General features: G+C 50.1%; 22 protein-coding genes. 3 read left to right on the top strand and 19 right to left on the bottom strand.

The genetic code is table 11. The features are described from left to right. Positions 1-3: 3 nt before the first annotated feature. Genes IPM09_04140 through rpsF form a run of 7 tightly spaced genes read right to left on the bottom strand, consistent with a single transcriptional unit; the run spans position 4 to position 4,157 of the window. Positions 4-1,683 (bottom strand): peptidoglycan binding domain-containing protein, encoded by a 1,680-nt coding sequence (locus IPM09_04140; protein QQS21679.1) that lies wholly within the window; start codon positions 1,681-1,683, stop codon positions 4-6. Between the two features lie 28 nt (positions 1,684-1,711). Beyond that, the gene (locus tag IPM09_04145; protein ID QQS21680.1) at positions 1,712-2,185 is read right to left on the bottom strand and encodes a hypothetical protein; all 474 of its coding nucleotides are present in this window, start codon (positions 2,183-2,185) and stop codon (positions 1,712-1,714) included. Between the two features lies 1 nt (position 2,186). Then, positions 2,187-2,747 carry an elongation factor P gene (gene efp, locus IPM09_04150; protein ID QQS21681.1) on the bottom strand — a complete coding sequence of 187 codons (561 nt, stop codon included), beginning with the start codon at positions 2,745-2,747 and terminating at the stop codon, positions 2,187-2,189. Between the two features lie 3 nt (positions 2,748-2,750). Continuing rightward, the gene (locus IPM09_04155; protein QQS21682.1) at positions 2,751-2,948 is read right to left on the bottom strand and encodes a 30S ribosomal protein S18; all 198 of its coding nucleotides are present in this window, start codon (positions 2,946-2,948) and stop codon (positions 2,751-2,753) included. Positions 2,949-2,951: 3 nt separating this feature from the next. Next, the gene (locus IPM09_04160; protein ID QQS21683.1) at positions 2,952-3,281 is read right to left on the bottom strand and encodes a hypothetical protein; all 330 of its coding nucleotides are present in this window, start codon (positions 3,279-3,281) and stop codon (positions 2,952-2,954) included. 29 nt (positions 3,282-3,310) lie between these two features. Continuing rightward, positions 3,311-3,772, bottom strand: coding sequence for a single-stranded DNA-binding protein (locus tag IPM09_04165; GenBank protein QQS21684.1), 462 nt, complete (start codon positions 3,770-3,772; stop codon positions 3,311-3,313). 28 nt (positions 3,773-3,800) lie between these two features. Then, positions 3,801-4,157 carry a 30S ribosomal protein S6 gene (gene rpsF / locus IPM09_04170; protein QQS21685.1) on the bottom strand — a complete coding sequence of 119 codons (357 nt, stop codon included), beginning with the start codon at positions 4,155-4,157 and terminating at the stop codon, positions 3,801-3,803. A gap of 121 nt (positions 4,158-4,278) precedes the next feature. Here rpsF and IPM09_04175 point away from each other — a divergent pair, with 121 nt between their 5' ends. Next, positions 4,279-5,085: an ACT domain-containing protein gene (locus IPM09_04175; GenBank protein ID QQS21686.1), complete on the top strand. Its 807-nt coding sequence runs from the start codon at positions 4,279-4,281 to the stop codon at positions 5,083-5,085. Here the strand turns inward: IPM09_04175 and IPM09_04180 are convergent, their stop codons facing one another. The 8 genes from IPM09_04180 to IPM09_04215 all read right to left on the bottom strand — a co-directional run bounded on the left by IPM09_04180 (position 5,086) and on the right by IPM09_04215 (position 13,521). Further along, the gene (locus tag IPM09_04180) at positions 5,086-7,326 is read right to left on the bottom strand and encodes a DNA translocase FtsK 4TM domain-containing protein (GenBank protein ID QQS21687.1); all 2,241 of its coding nucleotides are present in this window, start codon (positions 7,324-7,326) and stop codon (positions 5,086-5,088) included. Positions 7,327-7,493: 167 nt separating this feature from the next. Beyond that, the gene (locus IPM09_04185) at positions 7,494-9,626 is read right to left on the bottom strand and encodes a ribonuclease J (GenBank protein QQS21688.1); all 2,133 of its coding nucleotides are present in this window, start codon (positions 9,624-9,626) and stop codon (positions 7,494-7,496) included. Between the two features lie 199 nt (positions 9,627-9,825). Then, positions 9,826-10,683 (bottom strand): hypothetical protein, encoded by an 858-nt coding sequence (locus tag IPM09_04190; protein ID QQS21689.1) that lies wholly within the window; start codon positions 10,681-10,683, stop codon positions 9,826-9,828. Between the two features lie 64 nt (positions 10,684-10,747). After that, positions 10,748-11,491: a hypothetical protein gene (locus IPM09_04195; GenBank protein ID QQS21690.1), complete on the bottom strand. Its 744-nt coding sequence runs from the start codon at positions 11,489-11,491 to the stop codon at positions 10,748-10,750. A 95-nt stretch (positions 11,492-11,586) separates the two neighbouring features. Next, positions 11,587-12,162: a uracil-DNA glycosylase gene (locus IPM09_04200; GenBank protein ID QQS21691.1), complete on the bottom strand. Its 576-nt coding sequence runs from the start codon at positions 12,160-12,162 to the stop codon at positions 11,587-11,589. A gap of 15 nt (positions 12,163-12,177) precedes the next feature. Continuing rightward, positions 12,178-12,456: a hypothetical protein gene (locus tag IPM09_04205; GenBank protein QQS21692.1), complete on the bottom strand. Its 279-nt coding sequence runs from the start codon at positions 12,454-12,456 to the stop codon at positions 12,178-12,180. A 265-nt stretch (positions 12,457-12,721) separates the two neighbouring features. Next, on the bottom strand, positions 12,722-12,859 hold the full coding sequence (locus IPM09_04210) for a hypothetical protein (protein QQS21693.1): 138 nt from the start codon (positions 12,857-12,859) through the stop codon (positions 12,722-12,724). Positions 12,860-12,930: 71 nt separating this feature from the next. Next, positions 12,931-13,521, bottom strand: coding sequence for a hypothetical protein (locus tag IPM09_04215; GenBank protein ID QQS21694.1), 591 nt, complete (start codon positions 13,519-13,521; stop codon positions 12,931-12,933). Between IPM09_04215 and IPM09_04220 the strand changes: the two genes are divergently transcribed. Beyond that, positions 13,515-13,661, top strand: coding sequence for a hypothetical protein (locus tag IPM09_04220; protein ID QQS21695.1), 147 nt, complete (start codon positions 13,515-13,517; stop codon positions 13,659-13,661). The genes IPM09_04215 and IPM09_04220 overlap by 7 nt on opposite strands. A 458-nt stretch (positions 13,662-14,119) precedes the next feature. Here the strand turns inward: IPM09_04220 and IPM09_04225 are convergent, their stop codons facing one another. After that, on the bottom strand, positions 14,120-16,234 hold the full coding sequence (locus tag IPM09_04225) for a polyribonucleotide nucleotidyltransferase (GenBank protein ID QQS21696.1): 2,115 nt from the start codon (positions 16,232-16,234) through the stop codon (positions 14,120-14,122). Positions 16,235-16,397: 163 nt separating this feature from the next. Then, a complete protein-coding gene (locus IPM09_04230) occupies positions 16,398-16,907 on the bottom strand; it encodes a hypothetical protein (protein ID QQS21697.1) in 510 nt (169 codons plus the stop codon). 216 nt (positions 16,908-17,123) lie between these two features. Between IPM09_04230 and IPM09_04235 the strand changes: the two genes are divergently transcribed. Further along, complete coding sequence (locus IPM09_04235; protein QQS21698.1) at positions 17,124-17,708, top strand: hypothetical protein; 585 nt, start codon at positions 17,124-17,126, stop codon at positions 17,706-17,708. Here IPM09_04235 and IPM09_04240 read toward each other — a convergent pair. Further along, on the bottom strand, positions 17,697-18,164 hold the full coding sequence (locus IPM09_04240) for a GreA/GreB family elongation factor (GenBank protein ID QQS21699.1): 468 nt from the start codon (positions 18,162-18,164) through the stop codon (positions 17,697-17,699). The two genes, IPM09_04235 and IPM09_04240, sit on opposite strands and share 12 nt — an antisense overlap. A 109-nt stretch (positions 18,165-18,273) precedes the next feature. Further along, positions 18,274-18,543, bottom strand: coding sequence for a 30S ribosomal protein S15 (gene rpsO, locus IPM09_04245; protein QQS22471.1), 270 nt, complete (start codon positions 18,541-18,543; stop codon positions 18,274-18,276). Positions 18,544-18,580 lie beyond the last annotated feature (37 nt).

Raw genomic sequence — 18,580 nt, forward strand, 5'->3', positions numbered from 1 at the left:
GTATCAGGGATACATAATCTGCTCAATCTGGCGCGCCACATTGGCAATATAGGCATAGGAATAGCCTTTAGTCATGATCGTCAAAACATAACTACCCTTTGGCCCATACACGATCGCCGTGTCATGCACGTAGTCCCACAAAAATCCTACTTTGTCGTACACCGTGCCCTTGACTCCTGTTGGAATACCATAGCGGTAGGTGTGTGTGCTGAGTGAGTGCAACAGGTGGTCACGGTACGCACCGCCTACCAAACTGCCATTTTCCAGACCAATCATAAACTTTGTCAGGTCGGCCGCTGTGGTATGTACCGCTTCGGGGTGCGTAAAGGTCGTACCGCTACTAAACCCAAGCGAATAGACATAGTTATTCATGGCATCGCGTCCGAACTGGCTGAGCCACTCCACAGCACACGGGTTAGTACTGGCAATCGTCATACGGTCGAAACAGCCGCTAACCGTCGTATCGAGCATTGGGTCATCCCAGTGCACCGTACCGTCGTCCATAGCCTGGAACAAGCGCTTGGCGACAAATAGCTTGTACGTGCTGGCACTGGGGATACTTTCGTCGGCCCTGCCGCTGGCACTCCAGCCCTGCCCGCCGAGCTGTTGCACGGCAATCCGCACATTTTGCGTGCTGGTAGCATAGGCTACATAGGCGCGTAGCCCAGCCTCACTGTGGCTGTAGCTGCGGTTATAGGCTACCCCAGGTGCAACTGGCTGCAGCTGCACGGTAAGGCTAATCGGCGTGTCGGAAAGCAGCGCCGCTTCAAGTTCCGCTGCAACCGCATCGACGTCGAGCGACTGCCCAGGGGTACCAGCCGTGCGAGCGGTTTCGTTCCCATCAACCACCGCCACTGTGGTCGACACTGGCGCAACTTTCAGCTTGTCATTTATGGCTTCGATGTACTGTTTGATCGATTCTTTGTTCGCAACAAGCGCTGCCGATGTCGGTTGAGTGTCAATCTGCAGCCAGCCTGCCTTTGTGGGTGGGTCAGGGGTATAGGTTCCTTTGCCTTCCACAGTAATAGTAATGGGCTTAGCCAGAACTGTTTTGGCCTGCAAGGTGGCACTAGCGATTGCTTTGTCGGGCCGCTGGGGAATGAGTGGCTTTGAAGGCACAGCAATGGTAGTTTTTTCACTACTATAGCTACCAGCTATCAGGGCATTGCGCACCTCACTGGCCGACACATGGTAGCCGTTTTGCGCTGGCGTAACCTCTAGCTGCCCGTTCTTGATTGCTAGCGTTGCATCGACGGGTTCGCTCGATAACTGCGCAGCAACATCAGTTGTTACTTTTGTTACTTGCTGACCATCAAAACTCACATCGAGCGTACTCACCTGCGGCCATTTGAATAATAGTGAAAATGGAATAAAGCGCTGCCACAAAGGGTACGCGACCAGCTGCTCACTCATGCGCTCGGCATTCACCGACGCACCTAGTTTGGTAAGTGGCGTCACGATCGCTCTACTGCCGGTTTTTAGTTCCACATTGGTGCGTTCGAACTGCTGCTGGAACTGGCTCGACAGATCGTTTTGCTTATGCAGTGCTACCCATTCACCGCCCACTTTTGCAAGCGGCACGGCTGATTCATACGGGTACAGTAGCTGTACGCAAAGAACAAGCAGCAAAATCGCCGCCTGTATCACTGCCAGCCGCTTCACCTTGCGCACATGGGGGTGCATGCTACTATTTTAGCACTTATGCTTACGTTTATTCGACCAGTGGTATGGTAGTGCTAACAGTATAGAGTCCACTGCCCGGGTCTTTGCGCAGTATTTTTAGTTCATTGATAGAGCGATGTTCACCCCTAGCAAAGGATCCGCTGCCATTTTTTAGTGTCACATGAGGCTGATACTTATCATATGCATAGGTAGTATCAACAGTGGGAACAATCTCTTCTAATGCGTCCATCGCCAGTTGATGCAGCAATAGTAGTTCGGCTGTCCGCGCCATTCGTCGCACACGCTCAGTATGCGCCGGCCCAAACCAGTCTTCACCTTCACCGATCAGGTCAACTGCGCCAAATCGATGCAAATCAACACGAAGGAGTGACCCAAACTCGTGAGCTTGAGCTTCACTCATCATACAAGGAGGAGTCACTGTGAGATGGAGAGGACTACGCGTCTCCCAGCTGCTGCCTTCATCGAGCACGAGCGCAGTATATGTCTTCGATTCAATCGACATATTATTTCTTTCGCTCACGGTATTCACCTGTCGTCGTATCGACGCTGATGATATCACCCACTTTAATAAATGCCGGTACTTTCACGGTAATGCCGGTTTCAAGCGTCGCGTCTTTCAGCACACTGCTGGTGGTATCACCTTTCACCACATCTTCGGTGTAGGTGACCGTAAGATATAGGTTTTTCGGTAGCTCGACGTTGATGACTCGTTCCCCGAAAAACTGCAGGCTGAGCATATCGCCTTCTTTTAGGTAGCCTTTGGCATCATCCATCAGCTCGGCAGGCAGTTCGTGCTGCTCAAAGCTTTCTGGGTCCATAAAGAAGTAGGTAGCGCCATCGTTATAGAGATACTGCACTTGCTTGGTGCGCACCTCGGCTGGCTCAATCTTATCCTGGCCCTTAAACGTTTTTGGCAGCACACTGCCGTCGAGCAGATTTTTCAGCTTCACATTGACAATACTGCCACCGCGGCCCATGACTTTTTGGCCATATTCAATTACCCGGTAAGGCTTGCCATCAATCTGGCACACAACACCTTTTTTGAGATCAGTTGGTTGGTACACGCCCTACCCCTGAGCAACAAATGGCATCAGCGCGAGATGGCGAGCGCGCTTAATAGCAACTGCCAGTTGGCGCTGCTGCTTGGCGCTAAGGCCCGTTTTGCTGATTGGTTCGATTTGACCATACATATTGATGTAACGCATCAATGTTTTGGCGTCCTTGTAGTCAAAATAGACTGGTGCATCTTTCTTAAATCGTTTCATATTCTATTCTCCATTAATCATTGCTTCAAATTCTTCGTCCGATACCGGTTCGCAGTACCGCTCTACGTCGGCCGCCACATCAGCCGGCGAGCTTGCGGCGATATTTAGTTCAACACTAAATACGTCGCCTAGCGCGAGCGCAGCCCCTTTTTTGCCTAACAGCTCTGCAGTGGAAACCGGGAATACCCCATACCAATTGCAGCATGCGCACTCAGTTCCTTGCTCTTGAATTGGCTCATAGCTCGGGTCTCCATCAAGCTGTAGCGACATTGCAGTTAGCCAAGAAACACCTACAGGCTCATCAATGGCATGAAGGGCTTCTAATGTTTTCATTCGTAAAGTGTTTAACATACTATTTCCTTCTAGAAGGGAATCTCTGACAGATCAATCGGCTTGTCATCGATATCTTCGATCACAACATCTTTGCTTTTACTCGCGCTTTTTGGTGCAGATTGGCTAAAATCATTCTCGCCACTGCTGCTACCGCCGCCGCGACCACCGACAAAGTTGAAGTCTTCCACATTTACTTCGACAGCCTGGCGTTTGTTGCCATCTTTGTCGTCGTAGCTACGCTGATCGAGTCGTCCGCTGACAAGCAGCGCATCGCCCTTTTTCACGTACTGTGCGATGATTTCGCCGGCCTTACCCCAGGCAACACAGTTAATGAAGCTGGTTTGCTCCTGTGTCTGGCCGTCTTGGCCTTTCCAACTGCGACTGACAGCGAGGCTGAAGTTGGCGACAGATTGGCCACTCGGCGTCGTACGCATTTCAACATCGCGCGTCAGATTACCCATCAGGATTACTTTATTAAAACCTTTTGCCATATCCCTACTTCTCCTTGCCTACCCGTTACTATTCTTCGCTATCTTCGTCTTCGTCGCTGTTTGCTCGACGCTCTTTGGCTTCAGCCAGTGCCTTGCGACCCTTTTCGTCGACAGTCACAAGCAGGTAGCGCAGTACTTCGTCGGTGATGTTAAGTGTGTTGCTGATTTTTAGCGGAGCATCAGCTGGCAGCTTAACATCCATGTATACATACACGGCAAAATCTTCGCCTTTGATGCGATACGCTAGGCGCTTCTTACCCCAGTTGTCTTCTTTGACGATCTCACCACCGTTGCTTTTGACAAGTTTTCGCACTTTGTCGAGTGGTGCTTCCAGATCTACTTCGAGATCTGGGTGAATAAGAACGGTTAGTTCATATTCTTTCATAGATGGAACCTCCTTTGGCATCCATTTACGGATAGTTAGTCTGTTGCAACTAACCTCAGGTTGATAACAGATGTAATTATACGCTATTTCAATCTGTATGTCTAGTGGTACAATAGGACGCATGCTCGTAGGGATCCAAGGCCAAGCCGGCTCATTTCATGAACACGTCGCCAAGCAGTGGTATGGCGATACTGCTGAGATTGCCTATTTTACGTCGTTTGCTAACCTTTTCGACGCCTACGAAGCCGGTGATATCGATGCTGTCGTGGCCGCGGTTGAAAACACACTCTATGGGTCGATCAACGATGTCTATCAGCTTGTCGAGCGCTGCAGCGCGCCAATTATTGGCGAGGTCAAACTGCCCATTACCCACAACCTGATTGCTAGGCCAGGTGCGAAACTTGGCGACATCACCGAGATCTACTCGCAAATTATGGCACTTAGCCAATGCCACGACACGGTTCGTACTCTTCTGCCTATGGCCGAAATGGTCGAGTATTTTGACACCGCCGCAGCTGTTGAGTACGTCAAATCGCTTGATTCACCTCATGCGGCTGCTATCGCGAGTGAGCAAGCTGCTCACCTGCACGGAATGACTATTCTGAGGGCGGGTGTTCAAGATGACCCAACAAATATCACGCGGTTTCTTATTCTCGAAGACCGCGCGACCGACCCTATGGCCAACCGTGCTTCGCTCGTCATTACCACCAGCCACAAGCCAGGTGCGCTCGCCGAAGTACTTGCTGTGTTTGCCAATGCCGGCATCAACCTCGTCAAGCTTCAGTCCCAGCCTATTCCTGGCAAGCCGTTTGAGTATAAATTTTTCATAGTCGTCGATGCTGCCGGCAATACCCTACGTAGTCTCGTTGCTGCCATCGAAAAAAGCGACCATCAGGTCACTCTTCTCGGCGAATACGTCGCGGCCTAGCTACAGCGTATCGTCTTCTATGCTGCTGGTGGCATCTAGGTCGGCCATACTACTAATAAGCACGTCGCGCGGGCGGGCGCCATCGGCTGGGCCAATGATTCCCTGTTCTTCCATTTCTTCGATAATTCGCGCTGCTCGAGCATAACCGACGCGTAGTTTGCGTTGCAGCAGGCTCGTACTGGCTTTGCGACTCTGAATCACCACTGCCACCGCGTCACGGAACATGTCATCTCCGCCTTCGTGGTCAAAATCCATCACCACGCCACCCTTGCCATTAAGGTGCACAGGCTGACTAATAATTTCGTCATTGTACTGCGGTGCACTCTGCATCCGTAAGTGATCGGTCACCTTGTTGACCTCTTCGTCCATCACCCATGCACCCTGAATACGCTTTGGCTTTGGCATCGTGGCGGTTTTCATGAGCATGTCACCCTGCCCCAGCAGCTTCTCGGCACCAATTTGGTCTAAAATCGTGCGGCTATCGACTTGGCTCGCCACCGTAAAGGCAATGCGGGCCGGAATATTGGCTTTAATCAGGCCGGTGATCACATCGACACTCGGACGCTGAGTTGCCAACACCAGATGAATACCGACGGCACGGGCTTTCTGGGCAATACGTACCACCAGCGCCTCGACATCACGCGCGGCCACCATCATTAGGTCGGCCAGCTCGTCAATCACAATCACCACATACGGCATCGTACCCTCATCAACTTCTTGCATATTGCCGTCTTCGTCTTCGACGCTTACATGGCCGCCGCGCTTTTTGATCTTGTCGTTGTAGCTTTTGATATCGCGCACCTTTTCTTCGGCAAGCAGTGTGTAGCGACGCTCCATCTCGTTCACCGCCCACTTGAGCGCGCTGATGGTTTTTTCTGGCTCCACAATCACTGGTGTCAGCAAGTGTGGAATTTCGCTGTAGGGTGCCATTTCCACCTGCTTTGGATCGACCAAAATCAGCTTCATATCACTCGGACTGTTGCGGTACAGCAGGCTGGTGAGCAGCGTGTTGATCATCACCGATTTACCGCTACCCGTCTGACCTGCAATCAAAAGGTGGGGCATTTTGTTGAGCTCACCTACTACTGGCGCACCAGAAATATCTTTACCAACGGCAAAAGCTAGCGGCTCGTCGGCTTTGACCCATTCACTACTTTCCAAAATACCGCGAATACGCACATCGGCAGCCTTTTTGTTCGGCACCTCTATACCCACGGCTTTTTGGCCAGGGATTGGCGCTTCCATACGCAGGCTGCTGGCTGCAAGGTTTAGCGCGATGTTGGTTTCGAGTGCGGTAATACGGCTAAGTTTTATACCGGCCGGCGGTTTAAGCGTGTACTGCGTTACCTTTGGCCCAATGTTAGCGCCTTCCATTTCGACATCAATACTAAACTCGCGCAGCGTGTTCTGAATAATATGCGCATTCTGCTGGATGTCACCGGCATCGGCCGGACTTTGCTTTTTCTCGAGTAGTTCCAGGCTCGGTGCTTTCCAGTTCGGATCACTGACTGCTAGCATGGCAGCTTTTTCTTCGGCCTCTTTGTCTGGCTTGACACTGTTCTTCAAACTTGCAAGCCGTGCTTTCTTCTGATCTTCAGGGGTAAGCATCGGTACGCCCGCATTGAGCTTGAAATCGGCCATTGGTGCGTTGGTCTTGGCATCAGCTTCAGCAGCTTTGCGCATAACAGCCACATTGGCGTCATCTTCGCTGCTGCGACGGAACAGTCGTGCAATTGCTGCCAGCACATCCCCAACAGCTTTCTGCATAACAAACAGCGCTGTGATGAGAATGAGTACCAGGTAAATAAAGGCGGCAACTGGCGTATTAACAAGTGAAAGCATGCCGCTGTTCACCGTATCACCCACCACGCCCCCAGTAGTTGCCTGACCATCCTGGCGCATCAGCCCAAACAGGCCCGCAAACCACACGATGAGCAGGAGTGAAGCAAACTTCATAATGCCAGGTAATTTATTGTTTTCGACGCGAAAAACAGCGACTGCCACGTATACACTAACGAGCGGCAGTATGTAGGTGGCATACCCGATAGTGCGCAGCGATGCATCCCTGACCCAATCGAATGCCGGACCGCTAGCGCCAAACCAAGAGATCACAAGTAGAATTGCAAATACAATCAACAGCACGGCTAGTGTTTGCGACCAAAACCCAATCGGCAGCGCATGCTGCGGTGCTTCAGGCTTTTTATTTTTTTTGCCCCTATGTTTTGATGATTTTCTAGCCATAACTTGTATGTATTGTACTCTGTTTTTATCTGTTATGTACAGCGTATTGTATCGATTTCGGGAAATCGATACAATTGTTCGTATTCTCGGAACAGATTGAGCGAGCTAAATCTGTTCACCTGAATACTCCAATTGTAGCATAAATTACTACAAAATGCAATAGTCTGCTAGTAGCTGTGACCACCTTGACGAATGACGGGCTCTATCGCCTCTGTATCTGGATATTGCTTTGGAGGAAATTTACGCTGATTTGGGGTAGGTGCAAATGGCCGCCTCGCCTGCGGCTGCCCTTGCTTTGCAGGTTGTGGTGCGCGGCCAGTTGGTGGTTTCATCGACACACCGATTTCGTTGATAACCGGGATCACAATAGGTGTACGGCGGGTTTGGTCGTACAAAATATGCGTTATTTCGTCTTTGATCTCTTTTTTGACGACATCGAGATCATACTTACCACTGAAACTACGGGCGGCTTTTTGCTTCAAGTAGGCACGAATCATACCCATTAATTCTTCGCTATCACGTAGATAAATAAACCCACGGCTAATGATATCAGGGCTGGTGAGCAGGCGGCCGTTACCTCGAGCAATTGTCAGCACCACCACAAACATGCCCTCTTGGCTCATATGAATACGGTCTTTGAGCACTACCTCACTCACCACCGCCCCGCTGTCGTCGTACATAATACCACCCACGGGCACGCGGCCGATCTTGCGCGCGCCTTCGTGATCAAATTCAACAATATCACCAGCGTCACAAACAAAGATGTTATCGCGTGGGATGCCGCACTCTTTCTCGGCAAGCTCGGCGTTGTGCACGAGCATATGGAACTCGCCGTGATTCGGCAGATAGTACTTGGGATTCACGGCAGTGATCACGCGAATATGATCTTCGTAGTACCCGTGCCCCGAAAGGTGAAGCGGGCCAATGCCAGTAAGGTGTGTTTTGCCATTTTGGATGATTTCACCACCTTCGCGCATCAGGCCATCGACCGTGCGCACGACGTACTTTTCGTTGCCCGGGATCGGATTACTGCTCAGCACTACGACATCAGTATTTTTAATCTTGATGTACTTGTGTGCACCAGTGGCCATACGGTTGAGCACAGCGCTAAATTCACCCTGACTACCGGTACAAACAATGGTAATCTTGCTGTCGGGTAGCTTAATGATATCTTCCATCTTCATGACGGTGTCTTTGGGCACCTTGATCGCCCCCGTACGCAGCGCAACTTCGAGGTTTTGGATCATACTATAGCCTGCAAAAGCTACTTTACGACCGTGCTTTTGCGCTTCCTCGAGAATCATTTGCATGCGGTGCAGCTGGCTTGAGAAGCTACTAATGATCACTCGGCCGTTCGGGTATTTTTCCATCACTTCACCCATGCTGTGCTGAATATCAAACTCACCATGCGTATGCGTGCCATCGCTTTCACAGTTGGTGCTTTCATTCATGAAAAGCAGAAAACCTTCTTTCGTCGCGATCTCGGTGATGCGCTCGAAGTCGAACTTCTTGCCATCAACAGGGTTTTCTTCAATACGCCAGTCGCCACTACTGAGAATGTTGCCAACAGGCGTGCGCACCACGACTGCTGTAGCATCGGGAATACTGTGGTTTACACGTACTAGCTCGATACTAAATGAATCACAAATTTGTACACTATCGTGCGCTTCAGGGTTCATTTCGCGGTAATCAGGGGTATAGCTGCCATCAGTTTCGTCCATCTGACGCTGCAACATTCCGATGGTAAATTTGCTAGCATACACTGGCGCAGGAATTTTTACCGCCAGGTGACGAAAGGCACCAATGTGGTCGAGATGACCATGCGTAAACACCTGAGCACGAATTTTGTGCCTGTTTTCTTCGAGCCACGTGATATCTGGCGTAATGTAGTTGATGCCGGGATAGTCAGCACCCGGGAACAGAAAGCCCATGTCGATGACAATGATGTCGTTGTCGTATTCAATGGCCGTCATGTTTTTGCCGATACCCATTTCGCCTACACCGCCGATAGGAATCACCTTGAGCGTTGGACGTGGTGCACGTGGTCGCTTGGGCTGATCGGCCAAGCTGAATTGGCGACCCTTGTAGCCGTTGTAAACACTTTTGTTTACCGGCACATTGATCATATGCTGGCTAGCCTGCATATTCACATTTTCGCTGGTACGGCGCTGGGCGCGGAATACCTCACCCTTGCGGGTGGTAGTGGCGTTGAGCACGGTATTGTTACTTTTTGGTTTTGCCTGGTTAGGGCGCTTGCTGGCATCATCTGCCATGGGTTTTGTGAGTCGTCGTTGACCCATAAATTATTTGTTCTCCTTATTGATATGTATAAAATAATTTCAAAATCATGTATTCAGAGGTGAGAGGTTTTTGGTAGCTGTCGTGTTCCCTCTCTGAAGTGTTTGTATTGTAGCATAACTGCTCCAGTAATTCAAGACGACTCGTCGATAAGATATCTGGGTAACGTAAACGCTACATTGCCCAGCTTACTATTAGAAATTATCGACGAACAGTACCAGTGGAGTCTTGGGCAGCCTGCCATTTGGCAATAATCTGACCGATCTGATCATCAGTCATAGCATAAGGATCACCAAATGGATCAACTAGTCCTTCACATTCTAGCGTATCAGCAATGGCTCGAAGGACCATCCGCCGATCAAGCTTCTTTGCGCCATAGGCAACCTGACGAGTTAACGTATCGTGCGGCGAGAAAATGACACCTCTAGCTGATTTTAGTTCATCAACAACAAATACTCGACTATTCTCTATCCCCATACGATCAATCACATGTTGCGTGCCGGTATGTGCGGCGCCCTGGACTACACCAATTCGCTTGCCCGGATACTCCCCGGCGAGAGCTAAGAGTTGATATGCGCACAAATCCTCTCTGCGCCTATCACTCAAACCAGAGTACATTGCGTAATCTATCACCGACCTAAAGAACCGTCGATGATCTCCGCTGCGAGCCATAGAGGAGATATTTTCGTCGTATAGATCCTCTCTGTGAGTATCATAGATATCTTTTTGTTCCTTGCGCGCATCAATAAGCCTTATTGCCTTTACTGTACCCTGTCTCTGTAGCTCATTTACCAATTTATACACAACATCACTACAAATACCATCAAGTTGTGCAATGGGTATATCGCCACATATGACAGATTGCAGAAGCGCTTCATGCTTCGCGACATCTCCCTCTGATACACCGATTGCCTCGAGTGCAACAACCTCACAACCCCGTAGGCTTTTTGCTATTTCAACGGCCATATCGGGCGTATGCTCACAGTACACAAAATGAAATGACGTGCCAGGCGGCACTTCTTGTTCTTTGTGTTCTGGTTGCGGCTCACGAATATTCATAGTTGTAGGGTAATTGTCTACATTGTATCATAAAATGTAGAAAAAGTCAATACTCGTGTGAACACTATAGCTTGTTCAGCCTCTCAATAAAATAGTTCATCGCTTCGTCAACATCTTCATCAGTTGGTTTACGACCAAACATTTGGCAGCGCAGGGCGCTACAATAGGGACCGAAGTTCGTGATCTCCTGTGGAAAGAGTGGCAGACGATCGTCGGGATGAGAAATAAACACTCGTGAAGTGCATGCCCGTTTTGCCATATGATGACTCACCCTGGTGTGTATAGAGCCTTGAAACACCGCGTAGCTCGCAGCGCCAAATTGCTCAATATCGCGCACAAGCTGCTTAGTTACAATGGCATCCCGGGCATTGACTGCCCTCGCGTCGAGTTCGAGTATGTGCCGCATCAGTTGCCGCAGCGCTACACGATTTTTCCCGGCTTGAACACCATCAACCCATTCACGCAATAGGCAATCAACATAGTGTACAAGCTGCGCAACTCTATGATCACGGGAAATATCGAGGAGTAATAGCCGCTTTTCACTGTTTTCGAACTTCGAAGCGACATGACTTATGAACCCATCTTCTCTCCCTGACGACTTTATAATGTCAGCTCTGCGCAGGTCATCATGTGGGTCAAAAATACGGTTGAGCACACGCTCAATCGCTTCACGCTCATCCATCGACTCCCCTACCGCTTCAACCGCGATTACTTCAGCATCGCTTTGGGCAAGCGACTCCACTATAGGTGAATAGTTCACCTTAGTGTGATTTGCCAGCGTGAAAGTGATGATGGGTCGATGTGACATGCCGCTCATTGTAGCAACCACCCCACCAGATACCAATCATAAGCAGTCAGATAAAAAGTTTACCCGACCGCCCTAACACCTATAAGTACTTCTTTTTAACCAACCTGTGCTAGAATCTCCGGCATACGCACAAAATCGTCGATAAGTGTTTGCCGCAAGCTACCGTTATACAGTGCTGCTGCTGGATGATACAGCGGTACGATCACCAGCGCGTGTTCGCCAAACCGGATACGCTTGGGCTGACCATGAATCTGGCTTATGTACATACCCGGCAGAAAATATTCCATACTGTGCCGGCCGAGCGTCACCACAACTTTTGGCTGAATAATCTCAAGCTGCTGCAAAAGGTATGGCCAAAAAGCGCGTTTTTCCTCTGGCTCTGGATCACGATTGTTTGGTGGACGATACTTCACGATATTGGTGATATACACGTCATCGCGCTGCATGCCGGCTGCAGCGAGCATTTCATTGAGGAATCTGCCACTTGCGCCGACAAATGGTAACCCCTGTTCGTCCTCTGCCTTACCTGGCGCTTCGCCAATGAAGACGATGTCGGCATCGGGGCTGCCATCACCCATGACCAGCTGCGTCGCCGACTCACGCAAATGAACGCAGACATCGGCAGCGATGATCTCATCGCGGAGCGCAATAAGTTGGTCTAATTTCGTCATATCACTAGTATAGGGCTACTGCCGAGTTTTGCGAGACCGCGACGTATTTTTTGATCTGTGAACGTAGATTGTCCAAAACTTATACTTTATAAAAAGCCAAATAAACCAGCCGAGGAGAATGATGCTCGAAAAAATTGGGGCAAGGCTTCGTCCGCCCGCTACTCGAGAACCATCCCCCTCTATGCCAAGTATCGGATAAATAACCACTGCGTCAACCGCTGCGCCTACCAGGATGATAAATACCAGTATGACGAGCGTATTGGTTATTTCATCCGAGCGGCGTTTTTTGCTCATGCCGTATAGTATATACCATTTCTACACATGGTCAGTGAGTCGGTGCTGTCATGCCGGCCGTAGAGAACTACATTTTAGATTTGCGAGCAAGCATATTCACGCATTTCGTTGCCCACGCCAGCACAAACGGCCAGGCCCATAGATACATATTCCAACCAACATTACTAGAAACCCGGCAATAAGTAAGCATCTGGTGAATGCCTTCTGTTAATGATGCGCCATCGCGCACCGTACCAGGTACGTATATGGCTGCGTAACCATGCATCTACTTCTTATTGTTGGTAGGTTTTTGATCGAGTTTGCTCAAGATCCAGCCAAACAAAAGTGGCAGCACATAGGCGAGCAGCTTCTGCACCGTGGGGCTACGCAGCATAGAACCGATTGTTTGTGTGGGCTTTGCCATAGCTACTATTGTAGCGGAACGACGCAAAAAGAGTAAGTGAAAAACCGAACCAGCAGTTGTACCGATATGGATTAGCTGGTAATAGTAGCCTCTCGACCGAGTCGTGTTTCGATTGGTGTGTAGCGCACGAATCGATCAGCATCATAAAGGCCTGCGAGAGTGCCGGGGTCCATGACGACAAGTGGCTGGCCATCGCCAAGCACGCTCAGTGTCGTATGACTATCGAGCGCTACAAAGCTATGGGCGGGTCGGTCATCCCCTGGCCGCTTGGCATAGTAGAACTTGCTAGGCACGAGCGTGTCGGTCGTACGGATTGTCCCTGTTTCAAGCACCAAATGCTGATAGTCAAGCGCTGGGAGTAAGCCCGTGTCTAGGCGGCCCGCTAGCGCGAACGGTAGCGTGTGACAGTTGTAGGCAGGTGCGTGCACGGGGCTCAAAGCGCGCGTTTGCGCGAAATAGCCCACCGCACGCCGTGCCATCTCATCTGCGAGTGAAATAGTTCGGACGTGGCGTTCGCCCAGCTGATAATACTGGTAGCCACCCTCATGATCCCATATAGGTTCACCTCCGCTACGGAGACCCACTACCCATTGACCATCAATCTGCCCAAGCTGCTGGTGGACACCGACGACAGGTTTGAGGAATAGTTCCAACTGTGCCATATCTCTATATTATATCACAGTTGGTACTAATAGTCAATCTGCGCGGACTGGTCAACACCCTTCATGGTGAGGCTCAGGCGGCCACGCTCGTCGATGCTAGTCAGCAACACGTTGAAGTGACGTTATATGCGCGAGCGTGATAAAATCAAATTATGGCAAAAGCTATACCGTTATATCGCTACTATAAGACAGAAACAGGCATTCTGCTTGTGGTAATTTTGATTAATATTGCTAGTCTCTTTCAACATCCCCGACACTTCTCATTTGCGGTAATAGTTTTAGGTATTTCCTGTATCCTCGGTTTGACACAAAATAAGAATTTATTAAAGAAAAAACGATTCCGAAAAGCAGTCTACTTATCCCTTGCTTTTTCTTGCTTATTGATTTTACTCTACACGTACTGGTCTGTACTAGGACCAAGCGGATGTAGTGCGTTCTTTGGAGATCGCATATCTTGCTACGATACGTTTGGGTATTATGCCTCAGAATTAGTTTTTGTTCCACTAATCTTACTTTTTATTACGTATCCTCTTCGTGGAAAATGACGTATGAAAAATGTCCCGAGCGTGCCCGGGACATTTTATTATTCACGCTATAACTACTGGTCAACACCTTTCATCGTCAGGCTCAAGCGGCCGCGTTCGTCGATACCGGTCAGTAGCACTTTCACGATTTGGCCTTCCTTTAGTACATCTTCTACCTTTTCGACACGCTTGTCGGAAAGCTGCGAAATATGCACCATGCCATCGGTCCCGGGCATGATGTTCACAAAGGCACCGAAGTCTTTAATAGTGACAACCTTGCCGGTGTAGACTTTACCGACTTCTGGCTCTTCGGTCAGACCGCGGATCCAGTCGAGCGCTCGCTCGATGCTAGCGGTGTCGCTGCTGGCAACTGTGATGAGACCATCATCTTTGATGTCGATCATGGCACCGGTTTCAGCCGTAATCTTGTTGATCACTTCCCCGCCCTTACCAATCACTGCACCAATCTTTTCTGGATTGATCTTGATCTTTTCGATACGCGGTGCATACGGGCTTAGCGCTTCCCGTGGACCAGCAAGTGTTGAGAGCATGTGATCGAGAATGTATTTGCGGCCCGGTGTGCTTTTGCGAATCGCTTCGGCAAGTACTTCTACCGGCAGCCCGTGGAGTTTCATGTCCATCTGCACAGCTGTGACACCGCTAGCGGTACCAGTGACCTTGAAGTCCATGTCGCCGGCAAAATCCTCGGCATCGGCAATATCACTTAGCACGTAGGCTTTGTCGCCATCCATCATCAGCCCCATAGCAATACCGCTAACTGGTGCCTTTAGGGGCACACCAGCGTCCATAAGGGCGAGGCACGAGCTACAGGTAGCAGCCATGCTGGTGCTACCGTTTTGGCTCATGATTTCGGTGACGCTACGGATTGCGTACGGGAATTCTTCTTCACTTGGCAATACTGGAATCAATGCGCGCTCAGCCAAGTAGCCGTGGCCGATTTCGCGTCGTCCCGGACTACCAAGGCGACGAACTTCGCCGACCGTATAGCCTGGGGCATTGTAGTGGTGCATGTAGCGGCGCTCGCCGTCAGTGATTTCCATGGTATCAACCATCTGGGCAAAGCTCAGCGGCGCTAGGGTGACGATGTTCATCCCTTGGGTGACACCGCGGGTAAACAGGCTGCTCCCATGCGCGCGTGGCAAAAGCCCGACTTCGCTACTAAGGGTGCGGATATCATCGAGACCACGACCATCAGGCCGTTTACCATCGGCGACAATACCCTTGCGAACATCTTTGTGAACTGCCATCGTAAAGGCTTCGTCGTATTCATCTTTCACGTCAGCGTAGGTTTCACCTACCTTTTCGGTCATGGCTTCATGGAATGCCCAGCGGAGTTCATTGACCATCTCGTTGCGCTCCGGGTATGGCGCACGGATCTTTTCGCCCAATTTGCCATCAACCCATGCATCAACCGCCGCTTGGATGTCTTCATTTGGCAGCACCAGCGTGTATTCCTGTGCGACAGGAGCAACTTTTGCAGCAAGTTCACGCTGCAAAGCGATTGCAGGCTGCAGGGCTTTTTGCGCCCAGGCAATACCGTCTATAACCACTTCTTCGTCAACTTCATTGGCACCAGCTTCAACCATCGTGACACCGCTTTCAATACCAGCTACCACGAGGTCGAGGTCGCTAGCCGCACGCTCTTCGGCAGTCAAGAATGCCTTAAATTCGCCGGCCACACGACCAACACGCAGACCAGCCACTGGACCATCAAATGGCGTACCAGTCAGCATGAGCGCGCTACTGGCAGCGATCATTGCCACCATGTCGGGACGGAAATTCGGATCCATGCTCAGCACACTGCTGACCACCTGGACTTCTTGGCGATAGCCCTTTGGAAAGAGTGGGCGGATAGGGCGGTCGATCAAGCGGCCAATCAAAATCGCTTCGTCACTTGGGCGGCCTTCGCGCTTGATAAAGCGACTACCGCTGATTTTGCCGGCTGCATACATTTTTTCTTCGTAGTCGATGCTCAGGGGGAAATAGTCGAGTACAACAGGCTTAGTACCAACCATCGCCGTGCCGAGCACCACCGTGTCACCGTAGGTAACGAGCACACTGGCGGTGGTGCGAAAGCCCACACGGTTGACTTCGAGTGTTAATTTCTTGCCGCAAAAATCGGTAGAAACGGCAATAATATCCTTGCCATTAGGGTTAATGATAGACATATAGTGTCTCCTTTCTAAAGTGTAGAGAGTAACAGGTAGTAATTCGCCTACGTCGAACTTCTATCTATCACCATCCACACGTGTTTTCACTTTGTAGTATAGCAAAGAATCTCATAAAAAGGGAGAGGCCTCTACTCCGAAGGCGCGGCATCATATCTGTTAGCTACTGCAGTTCAATGGGTGTGCATAGCGACGCTAAATCATCGGCACTATTGATACCAATCCCATACGGGCTGTTAGTAGACTTGAGCAATGTGACGTGAGGCTGGCTTAGGCGGATCGCAGGATCAAATCTATCACGCATTGCCCTTTCAAGCGCGCGAAGACCTACAATCTCAACACTACCTATTAGTGTCATTTGCGTCTCTCCCGCCTGATTGGGCTTACGACATACGTAGTAGTCACCCGTCAGCCCGGCCCACCTGAACTCATGGTCCTGCTCGGCAAAATATTCCTGCAAAAAGGTGACTAATTCGGCTTCTTTCGCAGCATCGCCCCGTGCGAGTGCACGAAGTTTTGCGATCGATACATGATATTCTTCTTTCGGAAGTAGCTCGGTGCCGTCAATCACTAGCGGAGAGATGGCTGGCACACTGTGCGTCACATCAAGCATAGCATAGCCTTTCAGCCCGCCGTCATACCATACATCTCGCCCAAGTTCTTGCCGACTCATATAGCTAGTGTACTACGTAAATATATACTCGATCACTTCATCGCCGCGGCGAGAAAGGTTGGTAATACCGTCAAGTTGTTCTGAATTCCCACCTGTATTGTCTTGTGAATTCATGATACTTTTGTTTATTATATCAGATAGATGCAAATAATGCAACAATTCGCTGTGATTTATAAGGTTTTTTACTACTTTTGGCTAGTAGCGTACAATAGCACTATGAACGAGCGCTATCGCCTGCTCTTGGACCGAGATGAAGTCAATCAGCGGATTAGCGAGCTGGCGCGGCGCATCGTTGTTGATCATTTCGACGATGATCCGCTTTTCGTCGGACTCCTGCGCGGTGCCGCCCCTTTTGCAAGTAAACTCATGTTTGAAATCGCTCGGCAGCCCGCCGGACTGCACCCTGAGCTTGACTACATGATGGTTAGTACCTACGGTTCATCGCACCACGCCGGTGAACCACGCATTGTCACCGACCTTTCACCAACAACAGTGGTCTATGATCGCAAGGTCATCATCGTGGATGACGTGCTTGATCGTGGCATCACTGCAGAGTACGTCACGCGACACCTACAGGGGCTTGGCGCCGTCAGTATTGAACTAGCCGTGCTTGCACAGAAAAATGTCGAGCGGGCATACCCTATCGAACCAACCTACTGCGGCTTCAATGCTGGCGACAAATGGCTAGTCGGTATGGGAATGGATGATGCTCAGAGTGGCAACGAACACTATCGCTGGCTTGAAGAGGTGTGGGAAATCAAGCGCGACGATACACCGCCGCAGCTGGCGCTACTTGGCTAAGTTGATGCAGGAAATTGTCGCCGATACAGGACCGAGCTCTACCAGTTCGCCAACTTTTTTTGCTATGAGCTGTTTTGCAATTGGCGCGTGGCAGCTCACCCATATCACGCCATCGCTATGTTGACCCGCCTTGTGCGTCCAATCACCAGCAATCATATAGCGCTTGCCGTCGCTCAGCACGACTGTATCGCCAATACCCACAGTTCCCCGCTTCTTTTTAGGTGTCTGCAGGGTGCTCGCACGAATAAGACTACGTAGCTTGTGTAGTTCTGCCGCTAGCATTGACTGTTTGTCGCGCACTGCTTCAAACGGCGAATTGTCGTGCCAAGTCTCGCTACTTTGGGTAAATGCGTCTTGAAAGTCTACCCCAAGGTCTTGGATTTCTTTCTCAAGCGTCGCGATACGCTGCTGGGCGTAGGCGCGATCTTCTGGCAATAAGTAAATTTCATGCTTCATCAATAAGCTCCTTTATATATAAGAGGCTATTGATCCGGCTCGTCCGGATGTAGCGCGATAATTGTTCCATTATACCAAAATCCGCCCTTTCGGGCGGGATTTTTGGCGGTTACTTGCGTAAACCTAGTTTGTCGAGCACTGCTTTGTAGGCTTCAAAGTCCGTATTTTCGAGGTATTTCAGCAATTTCTTGCGCTTGCCTACCATCTGAATCAGCCCGCGGCGCGCCATGTGGTCGTGCTTGTTGGCTTTTAGATGTTCAGTCACCTCTTTGATACGAGCCGTCAAAATCGATACCTGAGCCTGCGGGCTCCCGACGTCGTTTTTGCCTACCTGAGTCAAAGCAATAGCTTTCGCTTTTTCATCTTTTGTTATCATAATCAGCTATTATAGCAATGTTTTGCGTATTATTCAAGAC

Source organism: Candidatus Saccharibacteria bacterium (assembly GCA_016700015.1).
GTDB lineage: Bacteria > Patescibacteriota > Saccharimonadia > Saccharimonadales > Saccharimonadaceae > Saccharimonas.